The following is an 18,483-nucleotide window of genomic DNA, read 5'->3' on the forward strand; positions in this document are numbered from 1 at the left end:
TGGGCTGGTCTCGGGAACTGGGCTGGTCTCGGGAACTGGGCTGGTCTCGGGAACTGGGCTGGTCTCGGGAACTGGGCTGGTCTCGGATTTTGTGTGCTGGTCGGTCTCCGGGAGCGCCTCGGGGTGTGTGACCTCGTCGATCTCGGTGGTTGCCTCGGTTGCCGTGCTTTGGTCGGTTTCCGCTGCTGGGATGGGGTCTGCGATTAGCGGATGGTCGGGAACCGGGGCGGTGTCTGCGTCGGTGCTGGTATCAGCACCGGACTCGATCACGGTGTCGATATCCGGCGCCGAGTGACCGTCGGACGCCGGGTGAGCGTCGGACGCCGACTGAGCGTCGGGCACCGGGTGAGCGTCGGGCACCGCATTTTCGGCGGGCTGCCCTGGCACGTGGGGGTGAGCGTCGGGTATCGAGTGAGCGTCGGGCGCCGTGAGGTTCTCGTCTGCCGCGTGGGATTCGCCTGGGATATGGGTGTCGGTCTGCGGGGTGGGGGCGAACTCGGAGAAGGCGTCGAGGACGTGATCGGGTGCGTCTTCCGCTGCGGACTCGTCTACAGAGGAGAAATCAGGGGAGGAATGGGCAGGGGAGGACTCCGCCGCAGGGGTCCGGGCAGCGGCTGCGGAAGCCATCGGGGAAGCCGCTTTGTCCGGGTCTGCGGTAGCGGCTGGGGCCGGGAAGGACGCTGTGTCTGTGTCTGCAGCAAAGGGCGGGGTCGGGAGGGGCGCTGTGTCCGGGTCTGCGATTGAGGTCGGGATCGGGGTCGGGGGAGACGCCGGGTCAGCGGTTGCGGTTGGGGGAGACGCCGGGTCTGGGGTTGCGGTTGGGGGAGACGCCGGGTCTGGGGTTGCGGTCTGGGTCGGGGTTGGGGGAACGGTTGGGGAATGGGTGTCGGGGGCTGAGGTGGTAGTGGGGGTGGGGGTGGGGTGTTTGGTGGGGGTGGCCGACGCTGCTGCCTCGGCCAATGCGGCTGCCTCGGCCAGTTTGGTTGCCTTGGACGGCTTCACCGTGGACTGGGGGGCCGGGGACGTGGGGAAAGCCTGGACCGCTGCGTCGTTTGCCAGGTGGGGTGGTAGGCGTAGGACCTGGGTTGCTGACGGGTCGTTCTCCTTGTCCTGCACTGGGTTGTGCTGGGGGGAGTCCTTGGGGTCCTGAACTTCCGGGTCCTGGGCCGGTAGTGGGGGCTCCGCTTTCACGGTTTCGGCGCCGGCTGCCAAGGTGGCTTCCACCTCGGCCCAGATGGTTTCTGGATCTATCGGTTCCGGGGCTGCGGTCACGCTTGCCTCTACTTCGGCCCAGATCAGTTGAGTGTTTTCCTCGTTGGCGGGAGTCACCAGTGGGGTGCCCGGTGTGTGGTTCTGCCGCGGTGAGGGGGAGAGAAGGTCCGGGAAGGGCGGGTCCGTGAGGGACGGGTCCGGGAAGGGCTGGTCGGTGGGGGACGCGTTCGGGAGGGACGGGTCCGCGAAGGATGCGTTCGAGAAAGATGGATGTGGTTCGCCGGAAATGTCCTGGTCCGCCACCGTGTCCGGGCTGGGCGCGGGGGGAGCCGAAATCGGGTAGGACGACGCGGGGGGAGCCGAGATGGGTACCGGCGGTGCCGAGATCGGGGCTGAGGAAAAGGGCGGGGCCGAGATGGGCGCGTAGGGGATCGGGGGCGCCGAGATCGGAGCGGAAGGCATGGGAGGAGCTGAGATCGGCACGGAAGAGGCGGGCGGCCGGTTGGCGGACGCGGCTTCGTCCGAGGCGGTGAGGTTGCTGTCGGAGGAGTAGGAGATCGGACTCCATGCGGTTACCGACGGCGTGGTTCCGCCCGGCGATGCCGGGGTGACCGTGGTGGAGATGATCGCGCCCGTGGAAGAGATGCCACCGGAAGAGGTACCGACGGAAGGGGTGCCGACGGAAGAGGTGCCGGTGGAAGAGGTGCCGGTGGAAGAGGTTCCGGTGGAAGAGGTTCCGGTGGTGGTGCCGGTAGAGGAGGCATCAGCGGAAGAGTCTTCGGTAAGGGCGCCGGCGGGAGAGGTGCCGGAGGAAGTGGCTGCGGTAGGGGAATCGGCGGTCGGTGTGGTGGGTCGCTCCAGGACCGCGGTTGCCGACGGGTCGGAGAAGTCCGTGGGTGGCCCGGCGGGCGGTTCAGCAGACGAAAGACCGGCGAACGGTTCGGACGGCGAAAGGCTGGCGAACGGTTCGGAAGGCGAAGGGTCTGTGAGCGACTCGGCAGGTGAAAGGCCGGCGAGTGGCTCGGCAGACGAAGGACCGGCAGGCGGTTCGAAAGGCGAAGAACTGGAGGACAGAGAGGCAGGCGGAACCTGCGGGCCGGAAGGCGGGCCGGCGGGGGAGATCTGCTTGGCGGACATGTGGGGGGACAGGTCCGCCGTCCGGTGGCGGCCGGGGGACCGGGGCTTCTCGTCGTCCGTGCCGGGGGTGGTGCCGGTCGGACGGTTCGGCAGCAGGCCGCCCGCGTGGGCCATCTCGTCGTTCTTGCCGGAGATGTAGTTGAGGAAGTCCTCGTACTCCAGGACCACCGGGTCGGTGGACGCCGGTGCCGGCGACGGCCCGGACGGCAGGGCGGCCTGCACCGGACGCGTGGGCAGGGCGTGGGTGACCAGCGTCCCGTCGATCACGTCGGGACCGCGATACGCGTGACGCCCGGTCGGCTCCTCCACCTGGGCGTACTCCGCCAGTCCGGCCTTCTCCTGGAGTCTCCGCAACGGCCCGGGCGCCCACCACGCGGCGTCGCCCATCAGGCGCAGCACGGCGGGAACCAACAGGACGCGGACGACCGTCGCGTCCAGGAGCAGGGCGATGATCATGCCGACGCCGATGAAGCGCATCGTGGTGACCGACGACAGCGAGAACGCGCCGGTGACGACGATCAGCAGCAGGGCGGCGGCGCTGATCACCCGGCCGGTGCGGGTGAGGCCGATGGTGATGGCCTGGTCGGTGGTGGCGCCGCGCATCCGGGCTTCGACCATCCGGGACAGCAGGAACACCTCGTAGTCGGTGGAGAGCCCGAACACGACGGCGGCCATCAGGACGACGATGCCCGCTTCCAACGGGGTCGGGGTGACGTTCAGCAGCGATGCCCCGTGACCCTCCTGGAAGATCCAGACCAGCAGGCCGAAGGTGGCGGAGAGGCTGAGCCCGCTCATCAGCACGGCCTTGACCGGCAGCAGGATCGAGCCGAAGGCCAGGAACATCAGGATCAGGGTGGCCCCGGCCAGCAGGCCGATCATCAGCGGCAGCCGGGCGCCGATGGCCTCCAGGCTGTCGATGTTGCGGGCGGTGGCGCCGCCGACGATCACCTCGGTGCCGGCCGGTGCGGGGAGGGCGCGGAGCCGGTCGACGGCGTTGCGGGCCTCGTCGCTGAACACGTCGGCGGCCTTCAGGTCGGCGCTGAGGACGACGACGTCCTTGCCGTTGCCGCCGCTGCCGGTGACCGTCGCGACGCCGGGCACGTTGCCGGCCGAGGTGATCAGCTGGGTGACGTCCGGCTGCGCGCCGCCTGTCGCGCGGACCACGATCTGCACGGCGTCCGAGCCGAACTGCGGGTAGTCGGCCTTCAGGGTCTCGATGGCGACCCGGGACGGATCCCTGGCGGGCAGTTGACGCTCGTCGTTCTCACCGAAGCGGGCGTCCAGGATCGGCAGGGCCAGGAGCGCAAGGACGGCCACGATGGGTACGGCCACCAGGACGGGCCGCCCGAGGACCCATCCGGCCAGCCGCTGCCAGCCGGCGTCGCCCTTCGCGGCGAACGGCAGCCGTACCGGGATCTTGTCGACGCGCGGCCCGAGCACCGCGAGCAGGGCGGGCAGCAGTGTCAGGGACAGCAGCATGGCCAGGAAGACGGCGGCCAGCCCACCGTAGGCGAGGGATTTGAGGAAGCCCTGCGGGAACAGCAGCAGCCCGGCCAGCGCGGTCATCAGCAGGGTGGCGGAGAAGACCACGGTGCGGCCGGCGGTGGCGACGGTGCGCTTGACGGCTTCGGCGGTGTCGTGGACGGCCTGCTCCTCGCGGAACCGGCCGACCATGAACAGCCCGTAGTCGATGGCCATGCCGAGGCCGAGGAGGCTGGCGACGTTGACGGCGAACGAGTTGACCTCGTGGGTGAGCGCGACCGCGTGCAGGAATCCGAGGGAGCCGAGGACCGCGCAGCCGCCGATCAGCACCGGCAGGGACGCCGCCACCAGCGAACCGAAGATCACCAGCAGCAGGATCAGCACGATCGGCAGTGAGATCATCTCGGCGAGCGCGAGGTCCTCGGTGGAGCGTTCGGTGGACGCGTGCCCGAGCGGGATGCCGCCGGCCAGCTGGACGGTCGCGCCGGGGACCGTGAACGAGTCCGCGATCTCGCCGTACGCCGCCATCTTGTCCGCGTCGGTGTCACCTGTCAGGGTGACGACCGCGATCGCGCTGGACCGGTCGGCGGACGCCAGGGCCGGCTGTTTGTCCGCCCAGTACGAGGTCTGCGCGACCACCGCCGACTTCGGCAGCGCCGCGAGCCGTCCGGTGATCGCCGTGCCGAGCGCGGCGTCGTCGATGCCGCCGCCGGTCGGTGTATAGATCGCGATGACGTCGCCGGACTGCCCGCTCGTCGCCTCGGCCACCACCTCCGCGGCCCGGGCCGACTCACTGCCCGGGTCGTTGTAGCCACCTTCGGTGAGCTGCCCGAACACTCCGAAGCCCCAGCCGCCCGCACCGAGCACCGCGACCAGCGCGATGATCAGAACCGGCCACCGTAGGCGGGCGACCCGCGATCCCCAGCCCGCGAACACGCGTTCCCCTTTCCCGGTTCTTGGCACAGGTCAGCTCAAGCTCGCCGCCTGTAGGGAGATGCCACCGCACGTGCCGTCGAAAGCCGCTGCGGTGATCCACTTGACGGAGATCTTGCCAGTACCTGAAGCACGGTACGAGATGACGTAGGCCGTCGTCTGCATGCCCGTCCCCTCGACCGTCCAGGAATCGGTGATCGTCGCACGGGAATCGGTGTCGGTGGACAGCCCGGCGGTCAGCGTGCCACGGGCGCCGGTGGCTCCGACGTACAGCCGCAGGGTGTGCTTTCCGGGCCCGGCCGGTGCCGAGAGAGTGAATCCGTTGCCCGCGCCGCACGTGCTGATCCCGCTGGTGGCGCCGGGTACGCCGGCCCACCGGAACCGTTGCGGGCTGAGCGTGTGCCGGTTGCGGGGCCCGGACGGTGTGCCTTCGAGGATGGAGAAGCCGCCGTCGGGTTTGCGTTCCAGCGAGTACCGGCCGTCCTCGCCCCAGTGCACCCAGTCGATGGTTCCCTCGGCCTCCAGATCGACGGTGTCCGCGATCGCCACCCGCTCGTAGACGATCGCGTCGATCGGGGCCACCGACGGCGACGCGGCGACGCTGAGCAGCGGGATCGGCACCTGCTCGGCGGGCGCGGCCGGCCCGGCGGTGACCGCGGCCTCCGGCTCGCCGTCGCCGATCCGGTACGCGACGAAGCCGATCAGAATCACCGCCAGGACCCCGGCCAGGATCATCACCGCGGGTTCCAGGTACTCCCGTCGACGGAGCACGGTTCCTCCCGGGGAGCGTTCTGAGGCCGGCGTGGGACGGGCGCGGTGGGCAGAGCGGTACACGATCTCATCCGGACCGGCCGCGACGGAACGGGGGATCCACCACCTCGGCGATTCGGGGGAGGTTCTTCGCCGGGTTACCACCGGTTGCGAGTAGCGTGTCCGGAGTTTCCGACTTGCCGACCGGGAGTTCGACGATGAGTGACAAGACCATCTCCACCAGCAAACGACGTGGCCAGGCGATCGCGGGTGTCCTCAGCGGCGTGCTCGTCTTCGCGGTGCTGGTCGCCGTCTTCGTCATGGTGCGCAACGAGGACGACGAACCGGTGTCCACGGCGGCGCCCGCTACGGCGGCGTCGGCGGACCCGGCCGGCGGCGACGCGCTGACCCGGGAGCCGGAGGTCCCGACCGGCACCGGCGCCCTGAGCGACCTGGCGATCAAGGAACTGGTGCCGGGGACCGGCGCGGAGGTCAAGACCGGCCAGACCGTCAGCGTCAACTACAAGCTGATCGGTTACACCTCCGGCACCGTGATCGACTCGTCGTGGTCGAACGGGAAGTCCACCCCGATCAGCTTCCCGATCGGGGTCGGCCAGCTCATCCAGGGCTGGGACAAGGGCATCCCCGGCCAGAAGGTGGGCAGCCGGATCCAGCTGGACGTGCCGGCCGCCCTCGCCTACGGCCCGGAGCGCGGCGACCTGCGCTTCGTCATCGACATTTTGTCGGCCGAGTAACCGCTACAGCTCCGTCACGATCACGTCGAGCCGGCGGGGCTGCGGTTGTTCGACGGTGAACTTCAGGTCGCGCAGGGCGGTGATCATCTCGTCCACCGAACCCGGCGCGACCTGCTCGTCGGCCAGCGCCCGCACCAGACGGCCCTTGGTCGCCTTGTTGAAATGACTGACGACGGACCGTTTCGTCACCCCGCCGACGGTCCGTTCGTGCAGCACCCGCAGGGTCGCCGCGGTGCCGCCGGGCTGCCACATCGCGGCGTAGGCGCCGGATCGCAGGTCCAGGACCGGCGTCTGCGCGGTCACCTCGTCCAAAGGCGATTTCAATGCCTTCTTCCAGTACGCGGTCAGCCCGCCGAGCGCCGGCAGGGCGACCCCGACCGAGCAGCGGTACGCCGGGATCCGGTCACCGAGGCGCACCACCCCCCACAGCCCGGAGAACACCACGGCGGTCCGGTCCAGCCACTGTCGGGACGCCGGTGTGAGAGTGGACGGCTCCAGGGCCTCGTACAACACGCCGGTGTAGATCTCGGAGGCCGGCACAGCCGGAGCCTCCAGCAGCACCGTGTTGCGGGCCAGCTCCCCCCGCTGCCCGTCGGAGAGCCCCAGCACCGCCAGGCTGTCCGCGATCGATCGCTCGCTGGTGCGGGAGCTGAGCGCGACGAGCTTCTTGGCGACCCGGGCCCGGGCGGCGGCCAGCGACGGCAGCCACAGGGCCGCCGGGTCGACGGGGGAACCGGCCGTGGCCGGGGTCTTGCCCTCGGAGGGCGGGAGCAGGATCAGCACGCCGAAACTTTAACCACCCACGGTCACGCTGGTTTTCACGCTGGCCCGGTCGATCGCGGTGGTCCGGATCGTGAAGGTGATCTCGTACGTGCCGGCCAGCGGGAACGAGATCGACCCGAGCGCCTGGTTCCCGGTCGGCAGCCCGGCGATCGGCTGGTCCACGGCCTCCAGCGCGGGATCGGTCAGCCGTGCGGTGACCTGCCACTCCTCGGCCCGCAGCGGCCCGCCGTCCGGGGTGTAGAGGAACGCGTGCACGGTGTTGTACTCGCCCAGCTCGACCGGGTAGATGTTGAACTGCACCGCGTACAGATCGCTGGTCAGCGTCTCGGAGAAGCCCTGACCGGTGATCTCCTTCTCCTTGGTGGCGGCGATCCGGCCCGGGTCCACCTGCACCAGCACCGAGCTGATCGCCAGGATCACCACGCTCGCCGCGACCTCGATCCCGACGGTCCGGCGCAGCCCGGACGCGGCCGCCCGGGTGATGACCATCCGGCGGGCGAACGCGGCGGCCCCCAGCACCAGCGCGGTGATCGCCAGTTTCGCGATCAGCAGCTGTCCGTATCCGGTCGTCCAGAGCGCGGACACCTTGCCCATCTGCACCACGGCCTGGATCGCCCCGGCGAACACCAGCCAGAGCACCGCGATCGACGCCCAGCGCGACCAGGCCGGCAGGATCACCCCGAGCACCCGCGGATGGGTGCCGCGCAGCAGGAAGCCGGCCAGGGTGACCAGCCCGCCGATCCACACCGCCATCGCGGCCATGTGCACGACCCCGGCGGTCACGGTGATGCCGGCCATCGGGGCGGCCACCGCGTGACCGGTCAGCGGCCAGGTCGCGAGCCCGGCCGCGGACAGGGCGATCACCGCGTACCCCCGCAGGCGGTTGATCTTGATCGGGGGTTTCGCCTCGGTGCGGACGAGGTCGGGGCCACCCGCGCCGACCAGCACGCGGGCCGGTTCGCGCACGGTTCGCGGGGCACGGCGCAACAGCGGCAGCAGCAGTGCGGCCAGCGCGCCCAGGATCACCAGACGGCCGGTCAGCAGCAGCCCGTACTCACTGGTCACCGTCTCGGTCAGCTCCTGCGCCGACAGTGACCAGAGTGGCGCCCCGGACCCCTGCTGCGGGTAACTGGCGATCGCGCCGAGGGTGGCGAACGCGGTCAGCGCGAGACCGACCCGGACCGTCTTCAGCGCGCCCGCCCGGGACCGGCCGCGCGGCCACAGGAACGCCAGGAACAGGGCGGGACCGGCGATCAGGGTGACACCGGCGTACCCGACGGTCTTGAAGACCGGCACCGCGACCTCGACCGACGGATGGGTGCCGGTGGTCTCCGACGGAGCCTCCGGGCGTTCCGACGGGGCGCCGACCGAGAAGCTGATCGCGCCGCCGACCGGGTGGCTGTCCGCGGAGATGACCCGGAAGCTGATCAGGTAGGTGCCGAGCGGCTTGTCCGCCTGCCGGACCGGGATGCGCATCACGGTGCCCTCGACGGTCGCCTTGCCGGAGATCCGGTCGCCGTTCGGCGCGATCACCTGCACCCGGCCCTCGACCGGGGTGACCGGCTCGCTGAAGGTCACCGTCACCTCGGACGGTGAGCTGCCGATCACACTGCCCGGCGACGGGCTGGCGCCGACCGGGGCGGCGTGCGCCTGGGCGGGCGAGGCGGGCAGGGTCAGGGAGGCGAGCAGGAACAGCAGGAACAGCATTACCCGGGTCACATCAGGTAGTTCGGATCGGCGTCGGGAATGGTTCAAGGTGAGCGCCTGGATACGATCCGAGACAGCTCCCGACCTCTTCCCGGAGGAGATCCGCATGACCGTCCACGCCCGCGCCGGGCTACCGGCCGAACCGGCCGATCTGATCGACGTTCCCAAGGTCATCTCGCGTTACTACACGGAGCACCCGGACCCCGCGCAGGCGGGGCAGCGGGTCGCGTTCGGCACCTCCGGGCACCGTGGCTCCAGCCTGCGCACCGCCTTCAACGAGGACCACATCGCCGCGACCAGTCAGGCGATCGTCGAATACCGCCGCTCGCAAGGCACGACCGGGCCGCTCTTCCTGGGGCGTGACACCCATGCCCTCAGTGAGCCGGCGCAGATCACGGCTCTGGAGGTCTTCGCCGCCAACGACGTGACCGTGTTGATCGACTCGCGTGATGGGTACACCCCTACTCCGGCGCTGTCCCACGCCATTCTCCGCTATAACGGTCTAAATGCCGATAAATCGGACGGGGTGGTCGTTACGCCGTCGCACAATCCGCCGGATGACGGTGGGTTCAAGTACAACCCGCCGAACGGTGGGCCCGCGGACACCGACGCCACGAAGTGGATCCAGGACCGGGCCAACGCGATCATCGCCGGCGGCTTGAAAGAGGTCCGCCGTTCAGCCCGGCCGACAGACCCGGAAAAATACGACTATCTGGGTACGTACGTCGACGACCTGCCGAACGTGATCGACATCGACGCGATCCGTAACGCGGCGGTGCAGATCGGCACCGACCCGCTCGGTGGTGCGAGTGTCGCCTACTGGGGCGAGATCGCCGACCGGCACCGGCTCAATCTGACCGTGGTCAACCCGCACGTCGACCCGACGTTCGGATTCATGACCCTGGACTGGGACGGCAAGATCCGGATGGACTGTTCCTCGCCGTACGCCATGGCGTCCCTGATCGCCCAGAAGGACCGTTTCCAGATCGCCACCGGCAACGACGCCGACGCCGACCGGCACGGCATCGTCACCCCCGACGGCGGCCTGATGAACCCCAACCACTACCTGGCCGTGGCCATCGGTTACCTCTACAAGTCCCGCGAGGGATGGCCGTCCGCGGCGGGCATCGGCAAGACCCTGGTCTCGTCGTCGATGATCGACCGGGTCGCCGCCGACCTGGGCCGCCGTCTGGACGAGGTGCCGGTCGGCTTCAAGTGGTTCGTACCCGGCCTGATCGACGGCTCGATCGGTTTCGGCGGCGAGGAGAGCGCCGGAGCGTCGTTCCTGCGCCGCGACGGCAAGCCGTGGAGCACCGACAAGGACGGCCTGATCCTCGACCTGCTCGCCGCGGAGATCATCGCGACCACCGGGAAGACCCCGAGCGAGCACTACCGGGAGCTGACCGCCCGGTTCGGCGAGCCCGCGTACGCCCGGATCGACGCCCCCGCCACCCGCGAGGAGAAGGCCGTCCTCGGCAAGTTGTCGCCGTCGCAGGTGACCGCGTCCACGCTGGCCGGCGAGGCGATCACCGACGTGCTGACCAGCGCGCCGGGCAACGGCGCGGCGATCGGCGGCCTCAAGGTCGTCACCGAGAACGGCTGGTTCGCCGCCCGGCCGTCCGGCACCGAGGACGTCTACAAGATCTACGCCGAGTCCTTCCGGGGCCCGGACCACCTGGCCCGGATCCAGGAGGAGGCCCGCGCCGTGGTGTCCGCCGCCCTGGCCGGCTGAGTTCGTCTCAGATCGACGGCTCCTGCGCCGACTGTCAGTCTGCAAGCAGACCGCAACCGGGCAGGAGCCGTGCGACACCGATGACCACCTCCGTTGTCTCCGTAGTGGTCGCCTCCGTGGCGAACCTCGGTGTCCTGGTGTGGCTCATGGTCCGCGGCGACGACGTGGCCCTCGGCTACGCCGGCGGCCCGATCGCGCTGGCCCTGGGCGTCTGGGCCTGCCACCGGATCGCCGGCGCCACCGGGCTGTCCCGGCCGGCCCGGCGGTTCTGGCGGATCCTCGAGGTCTCCGGCGTCCTGCTGCTGACCACCTCGTGCGTCGCGCTGATCCGGGCCAACAACGACGCCGGCATGTCGCTCTGGACCGCCGTACCGCTGATGTCCGGTGTCCTGGTGCTGATGTCGGCGTTCCTCGGCCTGCCCGGCCAGGCCCGGACCATGTCCGGCTGCCTGCGCGCCGCCCTCGACGGGTTCACCGTCGCCGTCGCCGCCGGGCTGGTCTTCTGGTACGGCGTCCTCGACCTGGCGCCCCGCGACACCTCGCTGGCCGCCCGGATCGTGGCCGCGGTCGTCGGCGTCGGCGGTGTCCTGCTGCTCGTGGTGATCGGCAAATCCGCGGCCCGGCCGGACAGTGTCATCGCGCCGGCCGCCCTGCGGGTGCTCACCATCGGCCCGCTCACCTGTGTCAGCGGCACCTTCCTGCAGATCGCCGGATCCGAGGACGCCCGGATGGCGGTCTCCGTCCTCTCCCTCCCGCTGACCGGGGCCGCCCTCACCCTCGGCGCCCACCTGCAACGGCGTGCCCTGACCCGGACCGGACCGGCCGTCACCGGTACCGGGCGTTCGCTGTTCAACCTGCTGCCGCTGGCCGCCGTCGCCGTGATGGCCGGCCTGGTGATCAGCGTCAGCGCCCAGGACCTCACCCACCGGCAGCGGGTCATCATCATCGGCGCGGTCCTGATCGCCGGTTTTGTCGTCGCCCGTCAGCTGCTCAGCCTGCGGGAGAACACCCTCGCCCTGCGCGGCATCCGCCGGCAGCAGGCCGAACTCGAACGGCTCGCGCTCAGCGACAACCTGACCGGCCTGCCCAACCGGGTCCGGTTCACCGTCGCGCTCACCGAGCGCCTGGACGCGGGCGAGGCGGCCGCCGCCCTGCTCATCGACATCGACGACTTCAAGATGATCAACGACACGATCGGGCCGGCCGCCGGGGACCAGCTGCTGCTCGCGGTGTCGCGGCGGCTGCGCAACCAGTGCTCGCCCGGGGAGATGCCGGCCCGGCTCGGCGGCGACGAGTTCGCCGTGCTCCTGCCCTCCTTCGAGGGCGCCGCCGACCGCCTGCTCCAGGCTTTCGCCGAACCGTTCGTGATCGCCGACCAGCAGCTGCTCCTGCACGCCAGCGCCGGGGTCGCGGTCGCCGCACCCGGGGAGACCGCCGACGAGGTGCTGCGCAACGCCGACATCGCGATGTACGCCGCCAAGGAGAACGGCAAGGCCTCCTGGGTACGCTTCGAGCCGAGCATGCGCCAGGACATGGCCGACCACGCCCGTCTCGCCGGCGAGCTGCGCAACGGCATCGCCCGCGGCGAGCTGCGCCTGTACTACCAGCCGGTGTACGACCTGGTCACCGGCCGGATGCACGGCTGTGAGGCGCTGGTCCGCTGGCAGCATCCGGTGCGCGGGTTCGTGTCGCCGGGGGAGTTCATCCCGTGCGCCGAGCGCTCCGGGCTGATCGTGCCGCTCGGCTCGTGGGTGCTGCGGACCGCGTGTGAGCAACTCGCCGCCTGGCGCGCCGCGTTCTCCTCGACCATCGAGGCGGTGAACGTCAACGTGGCGGTCCGGCAGCTGCGCGAACCGGGCTTCGTCGACGAGGTCGCCGCCGTCCTCAGCGACACCGGTCTCGTCCCGGACGACCTGGTCATCGAGGTCACCGAGTCGTCGGTGGTGGACGGCCCGCAGGTGCGGGAGACCCTGCAGGCACTGCACGAGATGGGCGTACGCCTGGCCCTGGACGATTTCGGCACCGGCCAGTCGTCACTCAGCCTGCTCCGCGCCTTCCCGGTGCACGCGCTCAAACTCGACAAGTCGTTCGTCGACGGCATCGCCGACGGCGCCGACCGGGGCCGCCTCGCCGTCGCCGCGGCGGTCGCCCAGCTGGCCGAGCACCTGCAGCTCAAAGCCGTCGCCGAGGGCATCGAGAACCAGGAACAGCTGGATCGCCTGCGCGACATGGGCTACCGCTACGGGCAGGGCTTCCTGATGGCCCGCCCGCTGCCGGCCGCCGAATGCGGCGCGCTGATGGCGGACGTGCCCGCACACGTCGCGTAGCGTTGCGGCACATGACCGTCATCACCGGCCATGTGCGCACCTTCTACCTGCTGCTGGTCAACACCGGTCTGGTGTCGGTCATCAACTTCACGGTGTGGTTCGCCGTCACCTTCTGGACGTACCTGCAGACCCGGTCGGTCTTCGCCACCGGTGTCATCTCCGGCATCTTCCTGGTGCTGACCGCGCTCACCGGCATCTGGTTCGGCAGCCTCGTCGACGGCCACCGGAAGAAGACCGCGCTGCAGGCCTCGGCCGCGGTGTCGCTGGTGTTCTACGGCGCCGCCCTCGCCGTCTACCTGCTGGTGCCCGCCGAGGCGTTCCGGGATCCGGCCGACGCGCGGCTCTGGGCGTTCGTACTGCTGCTGATGTTCGGGGTGATCGCCGGCAACATCCGCACGATCGCCCTGCCCACCCTGGTCACCCTGCTCATCGACGAGGACCGCCGGGACCGGGCCAACGGCCTGGTCGGCACCGTCTCCGGAACCACGTTCCTGGTCACGTCGGTGATCTCCGGTGTGCTGGTGGCGTTCGACGGGATGCTGTCGGTGCTGCTGCTGGCCCTGGTGGTGCTCGGGCTGGCGCTGGTGCACCTGGCGTTCGTCACGGTGCCGGAGACGGTCCGGGTTTTTTCTGACGGCGCGAAACCCGGCGTCGACATCCGGGGGACGTTGCGGATCATCGCGGGGGTGCCGGGGCTGTTCGCGCTGATCCTGTTCAGCACGTTCAACAACTTCCTCGGCGGGGTGTTCATGGCCCTCGCCGACGCCTACGGGCTGTCGCTGGTGTCGGTGCAGGCCTGGGGACTGCTCTGGGGTGTGGTCAGCACCGGCATGATCATCGGTGGGATCGCGGTGTCCCGGACCGGGCTCGGGAAACGGCCGCTGCGCCTGTTGCTGCTGATCAACCTGGTGCTGTGGGCGATCATCATGGTCTTCCCGTTGTGGGCCTCGATCTATCCGATGGCGGTCGGCATGTATCTGTACATGCTCCTCGTCCCGTATGCCGAGGCGGCGGAGCAGACCATCATGCAGCGGGTGGTGCCGTACGAGCGGCAGGGCCGGGTCTTCGGTCTCGCCCAGAGTGTCGAACAGGCGGCCTCGCCGTTGACGGCATTCCTGATCTCGCCGATCACCCAGTTCGTGTTCATCCCGTTCATGAGCGGCGGGGGCGCCGGGGCCGCGGCGATCGGTTCCTGGTTCGGCACCGGAGCGGACCGGGGGATCGCCCTGGTCTTCATCCTCACCGGTGTTTTCGGCATCGTGGCGACCACCGTCGCCCTGGCCAGCCGCCCCTATCGCTGGCTGTCGGCCCGGGTGACGACGGCGGAGACGGTGGTTCCGGGATGACCTTCCCGCTCGCCGTCGCACAGACCGAGATCACCACCGACCCGCGGGCGAACGGTGCGGCCGTCCGCGCCGCAATACGCGAGGCCGCCGACCGGGGCGCACGTCTGGTCCAGTTCAGCGAGGGCGCGCTGACCGGCTATGCGGGCCCCGCGAAGGAGCACTTCCGCGGCTGGTCCATCGACTGGAACCCGGTCACCGAGGAGCTGCGCCGGGTCATGGCCCTGGCCGCCGAGCTGCGGGTCTGGGTGGTGCTGGGCGGCAACCACCGGCTGTCCGGAGGGCACCGCCCGCACAACTCGCTCTGGGTGATCGACGACCGCGGCGAGATGGCCGACCGCTACGACAAGCGCCTGCTGTCGTACCGCGAGATCACCGGTTTCTACACGCCCGGCGATCATGTATGCGTCTTCGAGGTCGACGGCTACCGCTTCGGCTGCCTGATCTGCATCGAGGTGAACTTCCCCGAACTGTGGATGGAACAGGCGGCCCTGGACGTCGACTGCGTCCTGTTCTCCACCTACTCCGAGGACCCGATCTTCGAGACCATCGTCCGGGGCCACGCCGCCACCAACGGCCTCTGGGCCGCCATCGCCGTCCCGGCGTCCTGCGCACCGGCCGGCCCGTCGGCGCTGGTGGGCCCGCACGGCTACGTGTTACACCAGGCCCGCCCGGACGGCCCCGATGTGCTCCGCGCCGACCTGGACCGCACCGACCCGGCCCTGGACACGGCCCTGACCAGGGCCCGCCCCTGGCGAAAGAAGTCCCGTACCGGAGACGTCTACACCCCACACCGGGTGACCGACCCCCGCAGCACCGACCGGACCGTCACCTGAGGTCCTTCTCGAAACAGATCTGGTTGTACGGTGACGCACTGTAGCCGTTGATCTCGTGATAACCGCTGGTCAGGTACAGGCCGGCCGCCTCGGTCAGAGCCGCGTGGGTGCCCAGCCGCACGATGGTGACGCCGTGGCTCGCGGCGTCGGCCTCCAGGGCGGCCAGCAGCCGGCGCCCCAGGCCGATCCCGCGGGCGTGCGGCGCGACCCACAGATGCCGGATCTCCGCCATCCCCGGCTCCAGGCGCACCCACGCCCCGCAGCCCGCCGCGGGCCGGGCCAGCAGGAGCGCGCCGTCGATCGCGGCCGCCGGAGTCAGGGTCGTCTCGTCGTAGCCCTCCGGGAAGCGGCCGGCGAGTTCCGCCGCGTAGGCGCGCAGACATTCCCAGGTCTCGGCGTCGTCGGCGGGCACCGGGGTGATCGGGACGGCGGCCAGGCGCAGCAGGCGGCGGACCGTGTCCTGGGCGGCGACGAGTTCGGACTGCTGGGTGGGGGTGAGCCCGTCGATCAGGCCGGCGATTCCGGCGCGGGAGCGATCGTCGAGGGCGGCCCGCTCGGCGCGGCCGGCCGGGGTGGGCGTGACGATCCGGGAACGGGCGTCCGACGGGTGCGGGCCCACCCGTACCAGAAGCTGGTCCTCCAAGGTCCTGAGCAGACGACTCAGATAGCCGGAGTCGAGGCCGAGCCGGGTGCGCAGCTCGCGGACCGTGGCCTGCTCGCCGATCTCCCCGAGCAGGCGGGCCGGGCCGAGTGGCCGGTCCTGGCCCAGGTAGTGGTCGGTGAGCAGGCCGATCCGCTGGGTGTAGAAGCGGTTGAAGTCGCGGATCCGGTCGATCGCGTCGGCGGTCATCCCGCGACGATATCTGACCGGGGTCAGCGAATCACGGTTTGACGGCGACCGCCCCGTAACCCATCGCGGCGAAGTCCGGGTCCACGCCGGGCGGCAGCGTCCTGAAGGGCCAGATGTGCGCCAGGCCCGGCTCCTCCAGCCGCCAGTCACCGAAGAACGCGGTGATCACCTCGGGGCTGCGCGGGGTGAACGGCGAGTTGGCGCGCTGGTAGATCGCCGAGATCTTCGCCATGTGGTCCGGGCGGGCGTCCGACGCGGCGTGCGAGATCGCCAGCACACTGCCGGGCGCGACGGCGTCCCGGACCGTGCCGACCGCGGCGTGCGGATCCGTCTCGTCCGGGATCAGGTGCAGCAGGAACATCATCAGGATGCCGACCGGCTCGTCCAGGTCGATCAGCTTGCGCAGAGCCGGATCGGCCAGGAACGCCGCCGGATCGCCCGCGTCGCCGTGCACCATCGTCGTGTTCGGCGCGGCCAGCAGGGCCTGCCCGTGCCGGTAGACCACCTCGTCGCGGTCGACGTAGACCACCCGCACCGACGGGTCGATCGCCTGGGCGATCTCGTGCACGTTCTCCTGGGTCGGCAGACCGGAGCCGATGTCGATGATCTGGCGGATGCCGCGCTCGACGACCATGTGCTCGACGACCCGTTTGATCAGGGCGCGGCCGGACCGGGCGGCGGCCCGCATCTCCGGGGCCACGGCCAGCACCGCGTCGGCGGCGGCCCGGTCGGCGGCGAAATTGTCCTTGCCACCGAGGTAGTAGTCGTACATGCGGGCGGCGTTCGGAACCGAGGCGTCGATCCCATCAGGCACGGTCATCCACAGAGGATAGAGCGGCCCGGCGTCAGGAATCGACGCCGGGCCATGAAGCCTGGATCAGGCGTCGACCTCGGGCCGGCCCTCGGCCGCCCACAGGGTGTGGAACGAGCCCGGCTTGTCCACCCGCTGGTAGGTGTGCGCCCCGAAGAAGTCGCGCTGCCCCTGGATCAGGGCGGCCGGCAGCCGGGAGGCACGCAGGCTGTCGTAGTAGGCGAGCGCCGACGAGAAGCCCGGCGCCGGGATGCCCTGCTGGGCCGCGGTCACCGCGACACGCCGCCACGCGTCCTGCGCACCGGACACTGCGTCGAGGAAGTACTGGTCGACCAGGAGGGTCGGCAGCGCCGCGTTCTTGTCGTACGCCTGCTTGATGAAGTCGAGGAACTTGGCCCGGATGATGCAGCCGTCCCGCCAGATCTTGGCCATCTCGCCCGGGTTGATGTCCCAGTCGTACTCCTTGCTGGCCGCCTGGATCTGCTGGAAGCCCTGCGCGTACGCCACGATCTTCGACGCGAACAGCGCCTGCTCGACATCCGCCACCAGGTCACCGGTGTGCTGACCGGCGGTCGCCGACGGGCCCGGCAGGCCGGCCTCGGCAGCCGCGGTGCGCTCCGGGACACCACCGGAGATGGCCCGCGCGAACACCGACTCGGCGATGCCGGACACCGGAACACCCAGGTCCAGAGCCGCCTGAACGGTCCAGCGGCCGGTGCCCTTCTGCTCGGCCCGGTCCACCACGATGTCCACGAACGGCTTGCCGGTGGACGCGTCGACCTGCTTGAGCACCTCGGCGGTGATCTCGATCAGGTACGAGCCGAGCCGGCCCTCGTTCCAGCCCTTGAAGATGTCCGCGATCTCGGCCGGGGAGTGCCCGCCCACCTGACGGAGCAGGTCGTACGCCTCGGCGATCAGCTGCATGTCGGCGTACTCGATGCCGTTGTGCACCATCTTCACGAAGTGGCCGGCGCCGTCCGGGCCGACGTGCACACAGCACGGCACGCCGTCCACCTTCGCCGCGATGTCCTCCAGCAGCGGGCCGAGAGCCTCGTACGACTCCTTCGGGCCACCCGGCATGATGCTCGGGCCGTGCAGCGCGCCCTCCTCGCCACCGGACACACCGACGCCGACGAAGTGCAGGCCCTTCGCCTTCAGCGCCGCCTCCCGGCGACGGGTGTCCGCGTAGTGCGCGTTACCCGCGTCGATCAGCATGTCGCCCTCCTCCAGAAGAGGGGCGAACTCGTCGATCACGGCGTCGGTGGCCGGGCCGGCCTTCACCATGATGACGACCCGGCGCGGGCGCTCCAGGCTGGCCACGAAATCCGCGGCGGACTCGGACGGGAGGAACGTGCCCTCGTGCCCGAACTCCTCGACGAGCTCCTTGGTGCGGCCGTAGGACCTGTTGTGCAACGCCACCGTGTGTCCGTGCCGGGCGAAGTTACGAGCCAGGTTGCGGCCCATCACCGCCAGGCCGGTGACACCGATCTGCGCCTTTTGCGACATCGTTTCTACGTCCTTCCTCGTTACCCGCCCGTTACGGGCCCCGCGGTCATTCTTACGGGTGCGAGGCCCGGTCGGTTCGATCACGTCCGCCCCGTCCACGTGGTGAACAGCTCACGCGTCCGCTCCCGGCCATCGTCCCACCCGCCACACCAGCCCGAGGCCACGACGCCAACAGCCGAAAAAGCCCAGCCCAAGATCATTGCGCCGGTACGCCACCCCACCCCACCCCACCCGCGGCCCGCCTACCCGCGGCCCACCCACCCGCGGCCCACCCACCCGCGGCCCACCCACCCGCGGCCCACCCACCCGCGGCCCACCC

Annotated in this window: 12 protein-coding genes; 5 read left to right on the plus strand and 7 right to left on the minus strand. The window is 70.4% G+C overall.

All coding sequences use genetic code 11. The features are described from left to right. Both Aco03nite_RS52620 and Aco03nite_RS04025 read right to left on the minus strand, forming a co-directional pair. Positions 1-4,767: MMPL family transporter (locus Aco03nite_RS52620; RefSeq protein ID WP_239144898.1), on the minus strand; the 4,767-nt coding region annotated here is incomplete at its 3' end. Between the two features lie 30 nt (positions 4,768-4,797). Further along, positions 4,798-5,535, minus strand: a complete 738-nt coding sequence (locus tag Aco03nite_RS04025) for a hypothetical protein (protein WP_239144899.1) — start codon at positions 5,533-5,535, stop codon at positions 4,798-4,800. A gap of 197 nt (positions 5,536-5,732) precedes the next feature. Here Aco03nite_RS04025 and Aco03nite_RS04030 point away from each other — a divergent pair, with 197 nt between their 5' ends. After that, positions 5,733-6,269, plus strand: coding sequence for an FKBP-type peptidyl-prolyl cis-trans isomerase (locus tag Aco03nite_RS04030; protein WP_203793216.1), 537 nt, complete (start codon positions 5,733-5,735; stop codon positions 6,267-6,269). Positions 6,270-6,272: 3 nt separating this feature from the next. On the opposite strand, the gene Aco03nite_RS04035 is transcribed toward Aco03nite_RS04030, so the two are convergent. Both Aco03nite_RS04035 and Aco03nite_RS04040 read right to left on the minus strand, forming a co-directional pair. Further along, positions 6,273-7,052 (minus strand): YaaA family protein, encoded by a 780-nt coding sequence (locus tag Aco03nite_RS04035; RefSeq protein WP_203793217.1) that lies wholly within the window; start codon positions 7,050-7,052, stop codon positions 6,273-6,275. Positions 7,053-7,061: 9 nt separating this feature from the next. Then, positions 7,062-8,771 (minus strand): copper resistance CopC/CopD family protein, encoded by a 1,710-nt coding sequence (locus Aco03nite_RS04040; RefSeq protein WP_239144900.1) that lies wholly within the window; start codon positions 8,769-8,771, stop codon positions 7,062-7,064. A 94-nt stretch (positions 8,772-8,865) separates the two neighbouring features. On the opposite strand from Aco03nite_RS04040, the gene pgm reads away from it, so the two are divergent. From pgm to Aco03nite_RS04060, 4 genes are all read left to right on the plus strand, one after another. Continuing rightward, entirely contained in the window at positions 8,866-10,491 is a 1,626-nt protein-coding gene (gene pgm / locus Aco03nite_RS04045; RefSeq protein ID WP_203793219.1) for a phosphoglucomutase (alpha-D-glucose-1,6-bisphosphate-dependent), read from the plus strand. 80 nt (positions 10,492-10,571) lie between these two features. After that, complete coding sequence (locus Aco03nite_RS04050; RefSeq protein ID WP_203793220.1) at positions 10,572-12,818, plus strand: putative bifunctional diguanylate cyclase/phosphodiesterase; 2,247 nt, start codon at positions 10,572-10,574, stop codon at positions 12,816-12,818. Positions 12,819-12,829: 11 nt separating this feature from the next. Then, a complete protein-coding gene (locus Aco03nite_RS04055; RefSeq protein WP_203793221.1) occupies positions 12,830-14,164 on the plus strand; it encodes an MFS transporter in 1,335 nt (444 codons plus the stop codon). Continuing rightward, a complete protein-coding gene (locus Aco03nite_RS04060) occupies positions 14,161-14,997 on the plus strand; it encodes a carbon-nitrogen hydrolase family protein (protein ID WP_203793222.1) in 837 nt (278 codons plus the stop codon). Before Aco03nite_RS04055 ends, Aco03nite_RS04060 begins: the two co-directional genes overlap by 4 nt. On the opposite strand, the gene Aco03nite_RS04065 is transcribed toward Aco03nite_RS04060, so the two are convergent. From Aco03nite_RS04065 to gnd, 3 genes are read right to left on the minus strand one after another with little or no spacing between them, the layout of a single operon-like run. Continuing rightward, positions 14,990-15,847 (minus strand): bifunctional helix-turn-helix transcriptional regulator/GNAT family N-acetyltransferase, encoded by an 858-nt coding sequence (locus tag Aco03nite_RS04065; RefSeq protein WP_203793223.1) that lies wholly within the window; start codon positions 15,845-15,847, stop codon positions 14,990-14,992. The genes Aco03nite_RS04060 and Aco03nite_RS04065 overlap by 8 nt on opposite strands. A 31-nt stretch (positions 15,848-15,878) precedes the next feature. Next, positions 15,879-16,667 carry an SAM-dependent methyltransferase gene (locus tag Aco03nite_RS04070; RefSeq protein WP_203793224.1) on the minus strand — a complete coding sequence of 263 codons (789 nt, stop codon included), beginning with the start codon at positions 16,665-16,667 and terminating at the stop codon, positions 15,879-15,881. Between the two features lie 57 nt (positions 16,668-16,724). Next, positions 16,725-18,164, minus strand: a complete 1,440-nt coding sequence (gene gnd, locus Aco03nite_RS04075; protein WP_203793225.1) for an NADP-dependent phosphogluconate dehydrogenase — start codon at positions 18,162-18,164, stop codon at positions 16,725-16,727. Positions 18,165-18,483: the final 319 nt, after the last annotated feature.

The sequence above is a fragment of the Actinoplanes couchii genome (genome assembly GCF_016862075.1).
Classification (GTDB): Bacteria; Actinomycetota; Actinomycetes; order Mycobacteriales; family Micromonosporaceae; genus Actinoplanes; species Actinoplanes couchii.

What these genes read in the sequence shown, in the direction of transcription:
- Aco03nite_RS04060 (WP_203793222.1), top strand. Translation starts at nt 14,161, where the DNA reads ATGACCTTCCCGCTCGCCGTCGCACAGACCGAGATCACCACCGACCCG.
- Aco03nite_RS04070 (WP_203793224.1), bottom strand. Translation starts at nt 16,667, where the DNA reads ATGACCGTGCCTGATGGGATCGACGCCTCGGTTCCGAACGCCGCCCGC.
- Aco03nite_RS04065 (WP_203793223.1), bottom strand. Translation starts at nt 15,847, where the DNA reads ATGACCGCCGACGCGATCGACCGGATCCGCGACTTCAACCGCTTCTAC.
- pgm (WP_203793219.1), top strand. Translation starts at nt 8,866, where the DNA reads ATGACCGTCCACGCCCGCGCCGGGCTACCGGCCGAACCGGCCGATCTG.
- Aco03nite_RS04030 (WP_203793216.1), top strand. Translation starts at nt 5,733, where the DNA reads ATGAGTGACAAGACCATCTCCACCAGCAAACGACGTGGCCAGGCGATC.
- Aco03nite_RS04050 (WP_203793220.1), top strand. Translation starts at nt 10,572, where the DNA reads ATGACCACCTCCGTTGTCTCCGTAGTGGTCGCCTCCGTGGCGAACCTC.
- Aco03nite_RS04055 (WP_203793221.1), top strand. Translation starts at nt 12,830, where the DNA reads ATGACCGTCATCACCGGCCATGTGCGCACCTTCTACCTGCTGCTGGTC.
- gnd (WP_203793225.1), bottom strand. Translation starts at nt 18,164, where the DNA reads ATGTCGCAAAAGGCGCAGATCGGTGTCACCGGCCTGGCGGTGATGGGC.